Genomic DNA, 16,835 nt, shown 5'->3' with positions numbered 1-16,835 from the left:
AAGCGGGCAGGTTTTGGACGCCGGTCCGGCTTTTGGCTACTCGTCCACAACACTTGCGTGTGAGGGTGTATCCACGACTTTGAAAATCAGTTGCGCTACGGGCCGGGGAAGGTTTTTAGGTTTGGCGCTATGGATGCAATTTTGGAGGCTGAGGCTGGCCTGCAGGCTTTAGATTTGGCGATCTCGTACGCGGCGGGCGTGCGCATGGAGTGGGACGGTGAGGCCGCGCGAGCGGCGAATGCGCAACTGAACGCTCAAATAGGACAACTGGTGGAGTTGCGCCACCGCCTGTTTGACGCGCGAGAGGCCGTCGTTGCAGCTCGGGTGAACTATTACGCGCAGATGAGCGCTGCGTGTTTGGGGGCGCTATGAGTAGCGCGGTGTTTATCGACTCGGGGCCGGTGCGCGTCGACGCGGGAAGCGTGCGGAATGGGGCGCGCCTGGTGGGACTTGCGGCAGGAGCGTTAGATTCGGCTCAGGCCCGGGTGGTGGCTAGCGCGGGAGCCCTCCAGTTTGAACCATTGTTTTCCGGCGGGTTCAGCGGCGCGCTTGATATGGGAGGAGCCGGCTACTTGCACGCAAGCTCACATCTGTCGGACGTGGCCGGTTTGCTCCAGGTAGCGCGCGAAAACATGAGCTGTTTAGCGGCGAGTTTAAGTCTCGGAGCCGACGTATATGAGGGGGCCGAGGGGGCCGCAACCCTGACATTTGCACAGATGCTTGGCCTGCAGCCAACCAACCTGGGGATCGCCGATCGCGCGCAGGCAGGTATGGGGATTTTAGGCGAGCACCTGAGCCCCCTCATTTCGAACGCGGATTGGTATGCGCGTGCCCTGACTGCTGCTACGTGGGGCTTTTCTGACGTCACAAATTATCGGGTAAGTACGGCCGTCTCGTTCGCTACGCTCGCGGCGCAGCGCGGGCGGTTGCTGCGGGGTGCGGACACTCCGCTGGAACGTTCAGCGGCGATACTCACGCAGGTTTACCCCACGCTTGAGAAGCTAACGGGAACTTACAAAGGCAACCTGGTCATGCATCGATCTGAATCAGCTACTCCGGCCCTCGTGTGGAGCCGCGACTCGTACAAATACGGCCTTGAGGGGTTTAACTTGCGCCGTGACGCAAAGCTTTCTTCCAACGTTCAGCAGGTGCTATACCCGCCGCTAACCGCAACGATCCTACCGGTGGGTGCGCTTGGTGGCCCCGCTTCAGGCCCGCCCTCCAGGGTGGCCACACCGCGCAAGGCCAGCGACTTGGTGGAACGAGTGCGAGAAATGCGCATGCATCCAACTGCTGACGGTGCAAAGGGAGATGACTCTACGCACGGCGAGTTTGAGATTTTGCGTCACAACAACGGGGAGGGAAGGCCCTCTTGGTCGGTGATCGTGCGGGGCACGCAGCAGTGGACGCCGGGCACACCTAACCCGAAGGATCTGCAGGCGAATCTGCAGTTGATGGCTGCGGTTCCGGCCGATGAGCAGTCGGCGATAATGGCGGCGCTGGAATTGGAGGGTGCGCAACCCGGCGATGTGGTGGAGCTTGCCGGGCACTCACAGGGCGGCATGGTGGCAGGCGCGATGGCGGCAAACCCGGTGTTCAACACTCGCTTTCAGGTGGCCAGTGTGGTGGCGGCTGGATCTCCCATTTCAACGATGCCGATTCCAAACTCAACGCTGGTGCTCTCCTATGAGAATGCCGATGATTTTGTGGCGTCTTTAGATGGGGCGAGGCAACAAACCTCACCTTCGAAAATCGCGGTCTATTCGCCCGGGAGGGCGAAAGATGCACATTCGCTAACCCAGTATGCGCTAGATGCGAGAAGCGCGGAGGGGCAGGGGAACGCGGACTTGCAGGCGTGGAATGAGAGGCGTGAGCGTGCCCTTGGGCTCACCGCAAATAGTGAAACAACCGGCCAGCGTTACACGTTTACAAGGCGGTAACGCTGGCCGTCCTACAGCAAGATTATTTCTTCGACCCCACTGTGGCGCCCAAAATAGCGCCGGCGATGGACGAGAAAATTGCTGTCACTACCGCACCAAACAGGGCGGCCCAGAACCCGGTCACTTCCATGCCGTAGCCAATCTGAGTGGTTACCCAGCCGGTCAGCATGAAGATGAGGGCGTTAACCACCAGGGAGAACAGGCCGAAGGTGAGGATGTAGATCGGGAATGTGAGCACCTTTAGCAAGGGGCGCACAACCAGGTTAAGCGCTGTAAAGACCAGCGCAATAACGGCCAGAATCAAAATGGCCTGTAAGGCTCCCTCAGAAGAAGGTAACGTAATGCCAGGAATTATGAGGCTGGCAAACCAAATGCCAACCATGTTTGCAATCAGTAAAAGTAGAAAACTCATGCTTCCAGTCTAGGCACGTAGCGCCACAGTCGCGCCTTGACAGTAGACGCCCAGTTATAAGGTCCACGGCAAAGTGGCGAACACCATCAGCGAAAGAACTGTCTCCAAGACCCCCACCACGGCCGGCCTCCACGGTTTGTTGCGAGTTTTAGCAAGCCAGGGCATTAGCGCCGCGCGCACGCACACCACCACCCAGGCCAGGGCGTGCCAAAGCGAAATCCAGCCCGATAGTGCAAGCGCGAGTGCCATCGAGGTTGCCACTACGTGTCCGATTATCGATCCCCACAGCCAGCCGGCACGTCCTCGTTCGCGAATTAGAGTTTTCACATACGGCACCGTCAAACCAAAATAAGTGCCAAGCAGACCCGCCATTAGCCACGCCTGCGTGTCGAAGTGAGTGAACCACGGCTGCAGCAGTGGCGCATTGACGGCCACGGGGAGCACCAGGGCCGCGGCTGCGATCGTAGAAAAACGGGAAGCGAGCTCGCGTTCCTTTCGGTTACGCACACTGAGAAACCAGTAGCCAACCAGAGGGGCAAACAGGATGCTCCACCAAAGTAAGTGAGGTGAAGTTACAAGTAGGGCGCCAGTGAATGCGGCGGCTACCACCCCGTAAGTGATTGTTGCGGTGCGATAGCGAGGGCGGAAGCGGGACTTAATGTACTTTTCGCTGACGCTAAACAGCAGGAACCCGCTGATCCAAGCGAGCGCAAGAAAAATGTGCGAGGGCGTTTTGGGTGTAGCGATGATGAGGCCGGCGGCAAGTGGCATGAGCGCCATGGGCCAGGACCCGTGTTGGTCTGGAATCCAGCCATTTTGGAGGAGGGGAGACCTCTTTCTTCTTGCTGAGCTAACGCTACTCATGCCCCAATTAAACGCGAGCAGAGCGGCGAGCAAACGGGGCGCGTGTCCTTCGGCAACTACTAATGCGCGTGATATGGGCTATTGCGAGTGGCGTTATGAGATTCAGACAGGGCGTCACAAAAGCGGGACGCACAAGACGTGCGTCCCGCTTAGGTGATGAAACTATCTAGCTGAATCGGTTACGGTTCAACTTGTTTATCGCTTGGCTTCACGTCCCACTGAGGGTCAGACTGAACGCCCTTTTCAACCAGCTTCGGATCGGCGGAAAGCGGTGTGCGCAGCTTCGGCCAACGCTTGTCCACCTTCTTCCACCACGGCATGTAGCTTACGTAACCGTCAACCGGAGGCGTGTCCGATTCCGGTTCAAATCCAAGCTCGCGCGGAGTTTCGGGGATCATGTCGGTCAGGAAGTACTTGTCCTTGTCATCACAGTGGTCCTTAACGAGGTTCCGGAAAGCACCCATCTCGAAGAACAGCGCGTTGGTGATCGGGTTGCGACGGTGCTTGACCACCTTGTAGAGCCAGTAGATGAACACGCCAATGTTGAACGCAAGCGCCAAGCCGGAGCTGAAAATGTTCGCATTCGGATCCATGGTTGCGAAGTTGTGCATCGCCCCCGGTGGCGTTGATAGGTATGGGAACCAGTTGTAGAAGCTGATCCAGAACACCAGGGTGAAGCATCGGAACCAGATCCATTGCCCCTTAGCCCATGTGAATGCCGGGATTGTGCAGGCCAGTAGTAGCGCTAGCGTGCAGTACCACGTGTAGTCCGCCAGGGAGTTGTACAAGAAGGCGTGGTTCCACAGGTCGTAGGCGATGATCCAGGGCCACACCTGGTCAACCCAGAGCAGGCCTTGAACCTTCTGCTTGCCCCTGGACGAGACAATGATCTTGCCCAGGCCGGTTACGGTGATGCAGTTGAGGAGGCCGGCGGCCGCGCTCATCAGGTTCCAGTATCCGCCGATGGTACGGAAGCCGGTTGCGGGGTCGATGCCTACGTGTCCGGCTGCGAAGTTAGCGGCAAGAGCCTGATACCAGGCGTCAGAGTGGAGGACTTCGGTGACTCCACGCGCCTCGGGTAGGCCGGCCAGCATGTCCGCCGAGTGAGTGTCATTAATGCCCTTCAAGCACTGCCAGTCCGCTGCGCATTGGTAGTACGTGTCTGCTTGGAAGTAGATCACGACGTCGCGGATGTTCGCTTCCATGATGTTGAAAACAAGACCGATCCACAGGGCTACGCCAAACCAAATGGCGTATCTGCGTGCTAGTTCGGGGTTTCGTTTACCTATGACCAGCAGTGTTCCTGTCATAGTTGCGGTGAGGACCATGAGGACGTATTTGCCAAACGGGAACCAACCAAAAACGGGTTCACCAACTATTGCGGCGTAGGGCATCATGAGGACGCCACCTACTGTCCACAGCGCAAAAATTGTCCAGTTCCATCGTCTGTTGATCTCAGCGATGGCAATTTGCGCTACAAAAACTACTATCCAGATGATCCAGACGCGAAGAGGTCCGACCTCCCATAGGAATAGGGAATCCATCTTTCCGACTTTCTTAATAACTGTGTTGGGATGATGTGGATCACATAAGTAAAATCCACTCAAAGCTTATCGCTGAGGAGGTTCTAAATTTTGAACTCAAAATTTGTTCAACAGATCCGCACAAAGCTGAACGAAATTGCAGGTTATGTTCAGGTTTTGTGATGTAGCTCAATGTTAATTTGTAATATGACCCATCAAATCTTTGGCACAAATTTTGTCGAAGTTTACACAGTACATAGCAGGTGATTAATTTGGCCTCTTCAATGACGAAGAAAATATTAAAAGCTGCTGGCGTTGCCGGCGCCGCAACATTGGGAGGAATGGTTTACTTCTCCCAGTTCAGCGGTAAGGCAACAAAAGCGGAACAAGAGTGGGTGTATCCCGCGGATGACATTATCGATGCGAACTACACCAACGGACGCTCGTCGACCTACGCGATCGACATCGATGCGCCGGCCTACGCCGTGTACCGCATTTTCAAGCAGATCGGTGCGCAGAAGGCAGGCTCCTACTCTTCAGAGTTCCTAGAAAGAGCGTTCGCGCGGCTACCGTTCTTTAACCAGTACGAAATTCAGGAGGAGTTCCAAAACGCTGACGCTATTGCTCCAGGCGATATTGCGGCATTTGATTACCACGGCATGTCAATGGAGTGGGCAGACGTGGTTCCGGGCAAGTACTTGGTGCAGTGGGTTGACACTAAGAATCCGCCGGCTGCTCCCGGCTCGTACGCGTTCCGCTACCCGGGCATGAAGCACTATGCGGCGGCTTGGTGCTTCTACGTGGTTCCACTGGAGGGTGAGCGCACCCGCCTCATCAACCACTGGCGCATTGGTTTTGAGGACGACAACCTGTGGAACAACGCGATCAACTGGATCAACATTGAGCTGATCGGCGGCGTGATGGCACACATGCAGAACATTTACGTGAAGCGTGTTGCTGAGTTCCGTAAGAAGGAACAGTGGCATTCGAAGTTCATGCGCGGCGTTTTGGGCGGAGAGTTCTTCAAGTCGGGAACCCCCGCAAGCCGCTGGTCTGGCACCCCGCTGTTTGAGGATACGCAAACCCAGTGGTTCCGTTACGGCAGGCAGGCCCCCGCGGTTGCGGAGATCAGGCCGCCGGTTACTGACAACCCGGATTGGCCGCCAACGGGCCCAGATTCGCCTTGGGCGGACCGCGTTGATAAGGAATACTTTGACGGCTGGTCCGAGCCGGAATTTAGCTGGGATGAGCAGATTCGCCAGAAGATGGAGAAGACGTACCTTCCCGGATGGGGAAAGGATAATTAACCGTGTTACCTTTGCAAGCCAATCTCTTCTTTTTTGAAGTAGGGCAGTGGTGGGATTACGCGATGCTGGCCGTTGTGATCGCCGCTTTGGCGTTCCTGGCTTGGATAGCGGTGCGTAGCAAGTGGGCGGCAATAGCTTTGTTTATTGTCATCCCCGTATTGCTAACCATTTTCTGGTGGCCTTACTCAACGCAGGGCACTCAGAGTGCGGGCTGGTTCGCGATTGTTAAGCAATATTCCGCCCTCCTCGGTTCACTGTCTCTGGTGGCGCTGCAGTACTTCCCTAAGTTGCGGCGTAACAACTACTATTTGCTGATTCCGCCGATCATCCTTGCGGTTAACATCCTGGAGGCCGTGATTCGTGACTTCCAGTGTTACGGCATTCATGGTGCAGACCCGGTTAGCGGTATCTGGACTATGGGTGGCCCGTGGAACATCATGAATGCTATTGCAGGCATTTTGAACATGATCATGATTGCGGGCTGGGTTGGGATCTACGTTTCGAAGAAGGACAAGCACATTATTTGGGCTGACCTGACGATTTGGTGGATCATCGGCTACGACTTGTGGAACTTTGCATACGTGTACAACTGTCTGTCTGATCGCGCGTGGTATTCGGGTGTTGCTCTGCTTGCGGCATGTACCATTCCTGCGTTCATGAAGATGGGTCGAGGTGCTTGGATCCAGTACCGGGCCTACACCCTCACGTTCTGGTCTGCGTTTGTGCTCACGTTCCCACGGTTTACCTATGAGACGCAGTTCGCGCACGAGCACAGCCAAAACCCGACGGCAATGTTCACCATCGCCTTCTTGGCGCTAGCGTTCAACGCGGGTCTGTTTGTCTACCACATCTGGTGGATTGCCAAGACGAAGCGTAACCCGCTAAAGGTTGAGCTTTACCCGGATGCATTTGGCAACCCGAAGCTCATTAGTGAAACGGCTACCGATGAGGTCAAGCAGCGGATCGCAAACCGCATTGGCAAGACGGTTCAAGAGGCTGGTTTTAGCCGGTAGTGGTTGAAAAGAGCTGATATTGGTTGGAGGGCGCGGCGGCGCCCTCCAACTTTTTGTTACGAGGTCGCGGTCTGCCCCTCGCCTCAATAAAGAGGTTGTTAGATGCCGAGTACTGCCTTGGCTACGAGGAAGTAGATGACCAGACCGGTGGCATCCACCAGCGTTGTAATGAATGGGTTTGCAAACACGGCCGGGTCCACGCCGATCTTGCGGGCGATGAGGGGCATGGTGCCGCCCACGGTTGCAGCTAGAGTGCAGATTGCCAGGAGAGTTAGGCCAATCACCATGCCGATCTGGGTGCTGTAGAAGACCGACGCGGCTAGGAATCCGATCGCTCCGAGCATGAAGCCGAGGAGTAGGCCGATGCGGATCTCACGGCCCATGACTTTTAGTACGTCGCGCGGGCGCACATCACCGAGTGCCAGTGCGCGTGTCACGGTTGTTGCCGCCTGGTTACCCGTGTTGCCGCCCGTTCCGATTAGGAGGGGAACGAAAACGGAGAGTACAACCATTTGCGCGATGGTATCTTCGAAAACTTCGAGCACCTGAACGGTTAGCGTTGCACCGATTGCGAGGACGAGTAGCCAAACTATTCGCGAACGCACGATCGATAGGATTGGGGCTGCAAGGTAGGGGTGGCGCAGGGGTTCGGTGCCTGCGATGCGCGCGTGGTCTTCGGAGTCTTCTTCTTCAAGAATTGCGAGCGCATCGTCAACGGTGAAAATACCGACCAGCCGGGATTCGGCGTCAACAACTGCGAGGGCGAGGTGGCGTTGATCTGCGCATCTGCGCGCTGCGAGTTCCGCGGAGTCGGTGGCGTTCACGTATTCGGGGCGAGACATGATGGCACCCACTAGGGTGTCGTCGGTTGCGCGCATGAGGTCGCGGAGCGAAACAATTCCTACGAGTTTTCGCTGGTCGCTGACAACGGGCAGGGTGTAAATGGTTTCTGCATTGTCGAGTTCGCGGCGTGCGGTTGCGATTGCCTCACTAACGGTGGAGTTGGGGTGGAGCCGTATAAACTCTGGGCTCATGCGCCGCCCGATGGAGTCTTCGGGATATCCGAGGACGATGCCGGTAAGTTTAAGCTCTTCAGGTGAAAGGCCGGCCATTAGGTTGCTGGCCACAACCGCTGGAACTTCGTCTAGTAGTTCGGCTCGGTCATCTGGGTCCATCTGTTCAAAAAGCGCTGCAACTTCGGTGTCGCGCAGGCTTCCGATGAGGTCTGCCTGCATAGATGGCGGCAAGAGGTCGAACACGCGGATAGCAGTGTCTTTGTGCAACATGCGGTAGATGACCGCGCGCTCCTTTTCGCCAAAGCGCCCCATCAGTTCAAGAACGTCACCTGCGGATAGGTTGGCAATAAGTTCAGATAGCTCCGGTAAATTTTCCGAGCTTAGTGCTCTAGAAATTTTTGTTTCGAGGTCATAGGTGAGCCGCGCAGACATGGTTGCCTCATCTCGTCGGAGTTTTGCGGGAAACAAAAAAGCTAGGAGGTTCAAACTCCTAGCCAGTGTGTCGGGGTGGCGGGATTTGAACCCACGACCTCTTCGTCCCGAACGAAGCGCGCTACCAAGCTGCGCCACACCCCGTGTCTCTTGGACTCAACAAGTATAACCAGCGGGGGCCAAACCCCAAAATTGAAAGGAATGCGTTTACCTCACATTCCAACGGTTAGGCGCGGGCCGCCGGCCTCATTTCGATAATGGAGGCTTCTGGCCTGCACGCGAAGCGAACCGGCGCGTAGGGTGAGGTCCCCAGGCCCGCACTCACATGTAGTGGCGACTCTTTGCCGGCAAAGCTCCAAGTGGCCAGGCCGGAGGCAAGCTCGCGCGGCAGGTCGCAGTTTGTAACCAAGGCGCCGTATCCGGGTACGCACAGCTGCCCTCCGTGCGTGTGTCCAGCAAGAATCAGGTTCGCTTCGTCCGAGGTGTATTCGTTCAAAACCCTCTGGTAAGGGGCGTGCGTGATGCCCAGGCGAATCGTGTCAGCCGCGTACCAGCCGTCCGGCAGCTCCGGGATGCGGTCGCGTTTGATGTGCGGGTCATCAACGCCAATCAAGCCAACTCGCACAAAGTTAGTACGGTCAGCATCGCCTGCAAAAATGGATGTCTTTACGGGCACATCAATGATTTCTGCCTGATTGGTTAGATTCACCCAGCCTGCTGCTTCAAAGAAACTTGCGAGATCTTCCCACGGCAGGTCCGGCACGTTCCGCTTCTTGCTGTGTTTTGACGGACCGGTCAGGTAGGTGGACCAGCGTTTCTTACGCGGAGAATAGTAGTCATTTGACCCAAAAACGAATGCTCCAGGCCGGTCCATTAGCGGCTCAAAAGCGCGCTTAACCATGTCTGCGCCTGCAATCGCTCCAAAGTTATCACCCGTTGCAACCACGAAGTCGAACTCTTCATCTGCGAGCCCTCGAATGAAGTCCACGAGGAAGTCTTGGCCAGGGTACAGGTGAGGGTCCGCGATTTGTAGTATGTGCAGCGCCCGGGTTTCGAGGCCCTCGGGGAGCTCTACCACGTAGCGGCGTAGCGTCGGCATGCGCCGCTCAATCTGCGTCCACGCGGCCACGCCCACACCGGCTGCGGTAGCGACGGCCGCAGCTGAACTAAGCAACTCTCTTGCTTTCATGCTCCTCCGTACGCGTGAATCCGCGCTGAATACGCGGATTCACGGGCTTTAGCCATCTTCTAGTCTTTGTTATCGTCCTGGTTTTGCGCCGGCTGCGTGGGCGGCGCGGGAGGAGGTGGCGCGGCACCTAGCTCGGCTTGCGGGAGGTCTATGTAGTCCATTCCCTCGGTAGCGCGGTTCATGTATGCGCGCCACACGGGCCCGGTGAACGTGCCGCCGTATACGTAGCCCCACTGCACGCCGTTGGCGTAGATGCCGTTCATTGGTTGCGACGACGCCCGGGCGTGTCCCGCCCACACAACCGTTGAAATCTGCTTGGTTGCGCCAGCTGCCCACAGGTTAGCGTTGTCGTCAGAAGTACCGGTCTTAGCGATGAAGGGGTGACCGATAGCGATATTCGCGTAAGAGCCGGAGCGGCCCACCCTTTGTAGCACGGTTGAAACCATATTCGCTTCCTTAGCGGGAACCGCCTGCTCGCAGGATGGCTTGTATGCCACGATCTGTTCACCGTCACGGTCAAGTACTTCGTCAACCGGTAGCGGCTGGCAGAGCACTCCCTCGTTCGCAAGCGCGGCGTATGCGCCAGCGAGGGCCAGTGGGGTTGCGGGAGCGCCGATTATCTGCGGCGGGTACGGCTTGTGCGGCGAACCGTCTGCCTCTGCGATACCAAGCGCAGCCATGCCGTCAAAAATTTCGCACATGTTCAGTTTGGTTGACATTTCCGCGAATACACGGTTGATTGACAGCGAAGTCGCGTCTATCACGTTGAATGTGCCGCCCTTGCCCGCAAGGTCGCCAACCGTCCAGTCGGATGCGTATCCGGGGCCGCATGGGATGTTGAACTCAGAGGCCGCGAAGTGCGAGGAGTGTCCGCCCACTCGCTCCCACGCGCCGTGCCCTTCGCGGAACCACTGCAGCATAGTGAAGGGCTTTAGCGTTGATCCTGCGGAGAAGCCGTCGCCGCCGCCTTTTTCCTTCTCTACGTTGAAGTTCGACTGCGTGGCCTGCGGGTCACTTTCTGTGGGAACACCAAAGTTCGTGTTTTGCGCCATCGCAAGAATGCGTCCGGTGGATACCTCGCGCGTGACCAACGCCGTGTTGGCTCCAGATGCGTCATTTACGCCAATCAGCCCCGTGATTTCCTCGAACGCGGCCTGCTGCATGTTTGAGTTCAGCGTCGTTTTAATGGTGAGGCCACCGCGAAGTAGCTTTTGTTTACGTTCGGCCTCGTTGGCGCCAAACTGGTCGGAGGCCAGCAGATACTGGCGCGCATACTCACAGAAATATGCGGCGTTACCCGCGCCCGCGCAGCCCTGTGAGCGGAAGTTTGGCTTCAGCATGTCGGCGATAGGGATTGCGGTTGCCTGATCATACTCTTCCTGCGTGATCTTCTCTTCGGCAAGCATCGCGGCAAGCACCGTGTCGCGCCTGTTCTGCGCGGCTTCCGGATCGTTAAGCGGATCGTACTGGATGGGTGATTTAACCATGCCGGCCATCATTGCGGCCTCGGCAATCGTGAGGTCTTTTGCGGACTTCGAGAAGTATCTGCGTGCGGATGCCTCCGCCCCGTAAACATTCGTGCCAAACGGAGCGATGTTCAAGTAGCCGGTCAGAATGTCATCTTTTGACATTTTTTGTTCAAGTGCGAGGGCGTAGCGCGCCTCGCGAAGCTTACGGCTGATGGTCTGTTCGGTTGCCGCGTCGATCTTGTCCTGATCGCCCTCTTGCAATCCGGCCTCGAGGAGGGTGTTCTTCACGTACTGCTGCGTGATGGTGGAAGCACCCTGCGTGCTCTGATCTGAAACGTTGTTGATGGCAGCGCGGGCCATGCCGTTCGGGTCGATACCCTTATGCTCGTAAAAACGCCTATCTTCAATGGAGATAATCGCGTCTTGCAGGTAGGGCGAAATTTCTTCGAGGGGAACGATGATTCGGTTCTCGGCGTAGAACGTTGCCAGCACTGAGCCGTCGGCGGAAAGTAGCGTGGACTGTTCGGATGGGGGGAGGATTTCAAACTCGGCGGGTAGCGCGTCAAACACCTGCGGGCCGGCTTTAGCTACAAGCCCAACTCCGCCCGCGGCGGGAACAGCTAGCCCCGCTAAGAGCACGCCAAAAAGCGCGGAAGACGCCAAGAAGGTAGTAAGCAACGTGGCGAACTGCCGTTTTCCGACGTGACGAGAACCTGAATTCGACATGATTCAAGCCTACTTTGAAAACGCTTTTTTGTAACGACCGGGCGCTAAACGCCGCGAATTAGAAAAACTTTGTAATCGGACCTTATGCCTAGAGATTTTGAAAATTTTTCTGCTAGGTGGGCGTGATTTGTGTAAACGATCGGTTCTGGGCGGCTCGTTAGCGGATCTCAACTTGCTCCCAAACCCAAATTGTGTGTATGGTCACATCAGATTCAGTGCTTGAAGCACATGCGAACAATGGGGTGAAGATGAGCTACGCACATTCCGACAAAGATCAAAGTTGGGCGGCAAAGGCGCTTTGCGCAACTGAGACTCCAGACGCGTTATTTGTACAGGGTGCGGCGCAACGCCAGGTTCGTTCCCGCTGCATTGCATGCCCGGTTCGTCTTGAGTGCCTAGCGGACGCGTTGCAATCCGAAGCAAACTTCGGAGTTTGGGGCGGTCTTACAGAACGTGAGCGCCGCGCGATGCTACGCTACTACACTCACGTAACTGACTGGCGCACGTGGATCATGGAGTCTGATGACCCGCTCGCGGAGGAGCTTCGCTCGCCGCAGATCCCCCGCGTCTTGGCTCGCGTTCGGCGCTAGCCCGCATACCGTTTACAGGAGTGACCTATGACTAAATGGGAATACGCAACCGTACCTCTAATCATTCACGCCACGAAGGCAATCCTTGACCAGTGGGGCGAGGACGGCTGGGAACTCGTTCAGGTTGTGCCGGCACCCAATAATCCAGACAACCTCGTGGCGTACATGAAGAGGCCAAAAGCTTAGGCCGCGCGTAGTGCCCACACGGGTTTAAAAAATGAGGGAAGGTTTTCACCTTCCCTCATTTTTGTTGTTCAGGCTACTGCCTCGTATATCGAACTAGCGCGCGCGGCGTGCCAGACGATCGAGGTCAAGAAGCGTAACGGCGCGGCCTTCCAGGTGGATCCAACCGCGGGAGACGAAGTCGGCAAGCGACTTGTTAACGGTTTCACGAGAAGCGCCAACCAGCTGGGCGAGCTCTTCTTGCGTGAGGTCGTGCGGCACGTGAACGCCATCTTCGGCCGGGGTTCCAAAACGATCCGCAAGGTCTAGCAGGGCCTTAGCGACACGGCCCGGAACGTCGGAGAAGACGAGGTCCGCAAGGCTCTCGTTGGTGCGACGCAGGCGGCGAGCCAACGCGCGCAACATGTGCTTGCCCATCGTTGGGTTCGTATCCAAAATCGCGTTCAAATCAGCGTGATCCAGATGCAGAAGCGTTACCGGCGAAACCGCGGTTGCGGTGGTGGAACGCGGGCCCGGATCAAACAGGGTCAGCTCACCAATGATCTCGCCGGGGCCAAGCACTGCAAGCAGGTTCTCGCGCCCATCCATAGAGGTGTGGCCGAGCTTAACCTTGCCTTCCGTGATGATGTAAAGACGGTTGCCAGGCTCGCCCTCTTCAAATAGAACCTCCCCGCGACGCAGGGTGGTCTGTCCCATTTTGGAGCGCAACGAATTTTGCTGCGCTTCATCTAGCCCTTCAAACAGAGGGACTTGGCTGATGTAGTTTCCTTCCACGGTCACCTTCATTCTCCGCTAAAGCGGCTAAGTGGTTATAAGCGTATGTACGCCCCCGTAACGTGGATGTGCGCACCTACACACCAGTTTAACCGCTCTTCTTGCGTTTATGAGGAAAACAACACATGCCTTCACGATTTGGTGCATGCGGCGCACGTTTGCCAGGCGCTAAACTTCGCGTTTTGTATGCTCTAGGTATGAGCGTTCAAGAAATCAAAAGTCAGCCGGAAGAAGTTGCGCAGGTACTGGCCGATCTGTATCCGGACGCGAAGTGTGCCCTGGTGCATGAGAATGCGTTTGAGTTGCTCGTAGCCACTATCTTGTCTGCGCAAACCACTGACGAGCGGGTGAACACTGTGACCCCCGCGCTGTTTGCCGCCTATCCCACGCCGCGCGACATGGCGCATGCGAACGAAGCTGACATTGCTCAGATAGTGCGGCCCTTGGGTTTTCAAAATCGGCGTTCAACCCAGTTGCGGCAGATGGCGCAGGCGTTGGATGAAAAGTTTGCCGGCGAGGTTCCAAGCTCGCGGTCCGAGCTTGAGTCTTTACCCGGAGTAGGGCGCAAGACCGCGCACGTCATCATGGGTAACGCGTTTGGGGTCCCTGCGATCACCGTGGACACGCATGTGGGCAGGCTAGCGAAGCGGCTCGGCTGGTCCAGTGCCAAGACGCCTCTTGCGATCGAGCGGGACATTGCGAAAGCACTACCGGGGCAGGACTGGACTGTGCTGTGCCATCGGCTTATCGAGCATGGGCGGCGCGTGTGTCACGCGCGGTCCCCGCAGTGCGATAGCTGCGCCCTCGCGCCCCTTTGTCCTTCTGCGCAAGTCGATTAGAACCAGCGGGTTAAAGCAGATCGATTAAAGAGGCTGGGGCCCAGCTCGTGCAGCCAGCGGGAGTTTCAGTCGGTGCAGGCCTTGAGGTGGTTAAGGACGGCTTCGTTCAACTGCTCGGGCGCTTCCTCGGTGGGGAAGTGGCCACAGTCCAGTTGGAATGTGGTGATTGGCTGTTTTGCCCACTGCTGGTCGCGCAGGAACGTTTTTGGAGGTCGCAGCCCGTCCTGCAGGCAGATGACGCGAGAGACAGGCATGTCTACAACCGTGTCGATGCGAGCGCGGGTGCGCCGGGTCAACGAGTTCGCGCGGATCACGGCCTCGAGGGCTGTTTCAGTTGCGAATGGGCGGGAGAACGCGTAGCGGTACACGCGCTCGTCAGCCTGTAGCTTGGACCTGTTTTGCGACGCTGCCCAGGAGGCAGCGGCATCTGCAACAATCCTTCCTGAACGCAAGTTTCGCACGTTGAACCACGGGGCGCGGATCTTCATCGCCGTGCGTCCAGCTGCGCTAAATGGGGAGGGGGTGGAGCGTTCCAGGTTGAGGGGGTGGGGCTGCGCGATAGACATGAGGGAGGCAACCACGCGCGGATTCGTAGCGGCCAGAATCCACCCGAAAATACCGCCCATGCCCTCGCCTATGATGTGTGCTTTTGCCACGTTCAAACTGCCGAGCACCGCGGTTACGTCTGCCGCCATGCGCACCGGATCTTGACCGTGCGGCTGCAGGTCTGAGGAGCCGAAGCCGCGCAAATCCATGGCCCACACGCGGTAGCCCTCGGCTGCCAGGTGCACCAGCAGGTGGCGCATCGAGTACCAGGTGCGCGGAAAACTGTGCAGTAGCATCACTGGTTCACCGTCGGCGGGTCCCATTTGCGCCAGGTGGAAGTTCGCGCCTCCCGCGTTCACGGTGATGTGCTGCCATTCGCCCTCGGGTAGCAACAGCGACCGGCCATCCGTGTTCGACGTGGATGGCCGGTCTAAAAAGTTAGAGCTCATGGCTCCAAGTTAGCTAAAATCCTCCTCATTTTCGAGGCCGGTTAGCGTGCTCGGTTACTTCTTCTTCAATGTTCCGGGGGCGAGCTGCTCGATCTGGGTACGGATCTCTTGCTCGCGGCGTCCGTCGCGGCGCGCGAAGATGGACGTTAGACCAATGATGAAGAGGATCAGGCCAGATACCGCCATAACGCCCGTGTATCCCGTCCACTGAATGTGGTGGGCCACGTTGCCGCCAAACGCGTTGAATGCGGTTAGCCAGTTGTAGGCGGGCTCCATGAAGTCTGCGGTCACCGCAGGCGCGGCGAGGAAGAAGATGCCGCCGGCCATCGCCAGGATGCCGAAGATGAGAGCGCCGAGCGAAGACCTGATGGTCAGCATTACCACGAGGATCGCAACAATTACGCCAGCGCCAAGCTCAATGAGAGCCGCGGGGTTGATAACGCCGGTCGCAACCGGGTTGTCCTGCGCCAGCGTTAGGCGAGCGGCCGAGTCGGTCAGCAGGTACCAGGCGGCGGGAACGCCGATTAGCGTGAGGAAGAATGACCACACGCGAGCTCCAACGCGCGATGGAACTTCGGGCACCACCGTGGCTTCTTCGAAGATCGACTGCGTGTCGTTTAGCTCCACTGGTTCGCGCGGAATCCACGAGGATGTTGCCTCGGGCTCTTCCTTTTCGGCAACCTCGGGACGCAGTAGCGACTTGCGACGCACCTTCGTGGCCTCAATGTCGTCTTCTGCGTCAGCTCCGGCTGCAACCGCGGCCACTCCGGCAGCGGCGCCGAGTCCTGCAGCTAGCTCAGTATCGGGCTGCGCAATGGGTGCGGCCGGCTCGGATGCAGGCTCAGCAGCAGGGGCACCCGCTGGCTCGCCCGTGGGGTCTACAGCTGCTTCGGGCTCAACGTCAGGGAAGGAGGGCACTTCGCGCATACGCTCGTATTCGTCCTCGGGGGTCTGGCGACGCTCAAGTACGTCGCGAGGAATATCGTTGCCACTCGCCGCTACATGCGGGATGGAGTTTGCCGTATCCGTGGCTTTAGGAAGTGAGGTTTCGGTCTGTCCCTCCCACGCGGGTGCTGGTTCAGGAGCGGGCGTCGGCTCTGGTGCCGCCACGGGTTCGGGGGCGGGGACGGGATCTGGCTGGTGCGTTGCAACCGGTTCCGCCGGTGCAACCGTCTCGCTCTCGGTGTCCGCGTCGCGGGGGGCCACAGGGGCAACCGTGGTTTTTGCTTCAACGTCTTCAAGGACTTCGTCGCCAGCCGAGCCAACGATGTCTTCCGGCTGATCGTCGCCAAATACGGCGGCGCCCTCGTCGATCGTCAAATCCTCGTTACCAGCATCGAGAGTGCTATCAGCTTCGAGCGGATCTGAGGGGGCAGGTTCTGATGCCGGATCAATGAGGTCGGGGTGCTGTGCTTCGTCCTCTACCTGGCCGCCAAGATCCCACGTGGGGCGCTGCGCCTCATCGGTTTCGTTAGGGTCGTCAAAATTACGATCAGCCATGAAATCCTCCAATAATCTGTCGCCAACTGCGCGCGCGGGGGCACACAATGAGCCATAACACCA

General features: G+C 57.7%; 16 protein-coding genes and 1 tRNA gene. 7 read left to right on the top strand and 10 right to left on the bottom strand.

Going from position 1 to position 16,835, the window contains the following annotated elements; translation table 11 throughout:
• Window positions 1-129 precede the first annotated feature (129 nt).
• The gene (locus HMPREF2854_RS02900; protein WP_148130877.1) at window positions 130-372 is read left to right on the top strand and encodes a hypothetical protein; all 243 of its coding nucleotides are present in this window, start codon (window positions 130-132) and stop codon (window positions 370-372) included.
• Window positions 369-1,940 carry a hypothetical protein gene (locus HMPREF2854_RS02895; protein ID WP_070618721.1) on the top strand — a complete coding sequence of 524 codons (1,572 nt, stop codon included), beginning with the start codon at window positions 369-371 and terminating at the stop codon, window positions 1,938-1,940. Before HMPREF2854_RS02900 ends, HMPREF2854_RS02895 begins: the two co-directional genes overlap by 4 nt.
• A 22-nt stretch (window positions 1,941-1,962) precedes the next feature.
• On the opposite strand, the gene HMPREF2854_RS02890 is transcribed toward HMPREF2854_RS02895, so the two are convergent.
• From HMPREF2854_RS02890 to HMPREF2854_RS02880, 3 genes are all read right to left on the bottom strand, one after another.
• Entirely contained in the window at window positions 1,963-2,352 is a 390-nt protein-coding gene (locus HMPREF2854_RS02890; RefSeq protein WP_070618718.1) for a phage holin family protein, read from the bottom strand.
• 54 nt (window positions 2,353-2,406) lie between these two features.
• Window positions 2,407-3,216 (bottom strand): YwiC-like family protein, encoded by an 810-nt coding sequence (locus HMPREF2854_RS02885; protein ID WP_070618715.1) that lies wholly within the window; start codon window positions 3,214-3,216, stop codon window positions 2,407-2,409.
• A gap of 179 nt (window positions 3,217-3,395) precedes the next feature.
• The gene (locus HMPREF2854_RS02880; RefSeq protein WP_070618711.1) at window positions 3,396-4,760 is read right to left on the bottom strand and encodes a DUF5692 family protein; all 1,365 of its coding nucleotides are present in this window, start codon (window positions 4,758-4,760) and stop codon (window positions 3,396-3,398) included.
• A 263-nt stretch (window positions 4,761-5,023) separates the two neighbouring features.
• On the opposite strand from HMPREF2854_RS02880, the gene HMPREF2854_RS02875 reads away from it, so the two are divergent.
• A complete protein-coding gene (locus tag HMPREF2854_RS02875; protein ID WP_186822324.1) occupies window positions 5,024-6,046 on the top strand; it encodes a hypothetical protein in 1,023 nt (340 codons plus the stop codon).
• Window positions 6,047-6,048: 2 nt separating this feature from the next.
• Window positions 6,049-7,059 carry a DUF5692 family protein gene (locus tag HMPREF2854_RS02870; RefSeq protein ID WP_070618708.1) on the top strand — a complete coding sequence of 337 codons (1,011 nt, stop codon included), beginning with the start codon at window positions 6,049-6,051 and terminating at the stop codon, window positions 7,057-7,059.
• A gap of 98 nt (window positions 7,060-7,157) precedes the next feature.
• Here HMPREF2854_RS02870 and mgtE read toward each other — a convergent pair whose 3' ends face one another.
• The 4 genes from mgtE to HMPREF2854_RS02850 form a co-directional block, all read right to left on the bottom strand.
• Complete coding sequence (mgtE, locus tag HMPREF2854_RS02865) at window positions 7,158-8,507, bottom strand: magnesium transporter (RefSeq protein WP_070618705.1); 1,350 nt, start codon at window positions 8,505-8,507, stop codon at window positions 7,158-7,160.
• A 70-nt stretch (window positions 8,508-8,577) separates the two neighbouring features.
• Window positions 8,578-8,651: transfer RNA gene (locus tag HMPREF2854_RS02860), tRNA-Pro, on the bottom strand.
• An 82-nt stretch (window positions 8,652-8,733) separates the two neighbouring features.
• Window positions 8,734-9,696 (bottom strand): metallophosphoesterase, encoded by a 963-nt coding sequence (locus HMPREF2854_RS02855; RefSeq protein WP_070618702.1) that lies wholly within the window; start codon window positions 9,694-9,696, stop codon window positions 8,734-8,736.
• A 59-nt stretch (window positions 9,697-9,755) separates the two neighbouring features.
• A complete protein-coding gene (locus tag HMPREF2854_RS02850; protein WP_070618699.1) occupies window positions 9,756-11,891 on the bottom strand; it encodes a transglycosylase domain-containing protein in 2,136 nt (711 codons plus the stop codon).
• A 248-nt stretch (window positions 11,892-12,139) separates the two neighbouring features.
• Here HMPREF2854_RS02850 and HMPREF2854_RS02845 point away from each other — a divergent pair, with 248 nt between their 5' ends.
• Both HMPREF2854_RS02845 and HMPREF2854_RS08525 read left to right on the top strand, forming a co-directional pair.
• Window positions 12,140-12,481 (top strand): WhiB family transcriptional regulator, encoded by a 342-nt coding sequence (locus tag HMPREF2854_RS02845; protein ID WP_034510614.1) that lies wholly within the window; start codon window positions 12,140-12,142, stop codon window positions 12,479-12,481.
• Between the two features lie 27 nt (window positions 12,482-12,508).
• Entirely contained in the window at window positions 12,509-12,667 is a 159-nt protein-coding gene (locus HMPREF2854_RS08525; RefSeq protein ID WP_016444366.1) for a Sp36 family protein, read from the top strand.
• A gap of 93 nt (window positions 12,668-12,760) precedes the next feature.
• Here HMPREF2854_RS08525 and HMPREF2854_RS02840 read toward each other — a convergent pair whose 3' ends face one another.
• On the bottom strand, window positions 12,761-13,450 hold the full coding sequence (locus HMPREF2854_RS02840; protein ID WP_034510521.1) for a Crp/Fnr family transcriptional regulator: 690 nt from the start codon (window positions 13,448-13,450) through the stop codon (window positions 12,761-12,763).
• 185 nt (window positions 13,451-13,635) lie between these two features.
• On the opposite strand from HMPREF2854_RS02840, the gene nth reads away from it, so the two are divergent.
• A complete protein-coding gene (nth, locus tag HMPREF2854_RS02835) occupies window positions 13,636-14,277 on the top strand; it encodes an endonuclease III (protein ID WP_070618696.1) in 642 nt (213 codons plus the stop codon).
• Between the two features lie 65 nt (window positions 14,278-14,342).
• Here the strand turns inward: nth and HMPREF2854_RS02830 are convergent, their stop codons facing one another.
• Both HMPREF2854_RS02830 and HMPREF2854_RS02825 read right to left on the bottom strand, forming a co-directional pair.
• Window positions 14,343-15,272 (bottom strand): alpha/beta fold hydrolase, encoded by a 930-nt coding sequence (locus HMPREF2854_RS02830; protein WP_070618693.1) that lies wholly within the window; start codon window positions 15,270-15,272, stop codon window positions 14,343-14,345.
• A 54-nt stretch (window positions 15,273-15,326) separates the two neighbouring features.
• Entirely contained in the window at window positions 15,327-16,772 is a 1,446-nt protein-coding gene (locus HMPREF2854_RS02825; RefSeq protein ID WP_070618690.1) for an MFS transporter, read from the bottom strand.
• Window positions 16,773-16,835 lie beyond the last annotated feature (63 nt).

It is taken from the genome of Actinomyces sp. HMSC075B09, assembly GCF_001812395.1.
Taxonomy (GTDB): domain Bacteria; phylum Actinomycetota; class Actinomycetes; order Actinomycetales; family Actinomycetaceae; genus Gleimia; species Gleimia europaea.
The sequence above is the reverse complement of the archived record's forward strand: the minus strand, read 5'-3'. Positions and strand labels throughout refer to the sequence as shown.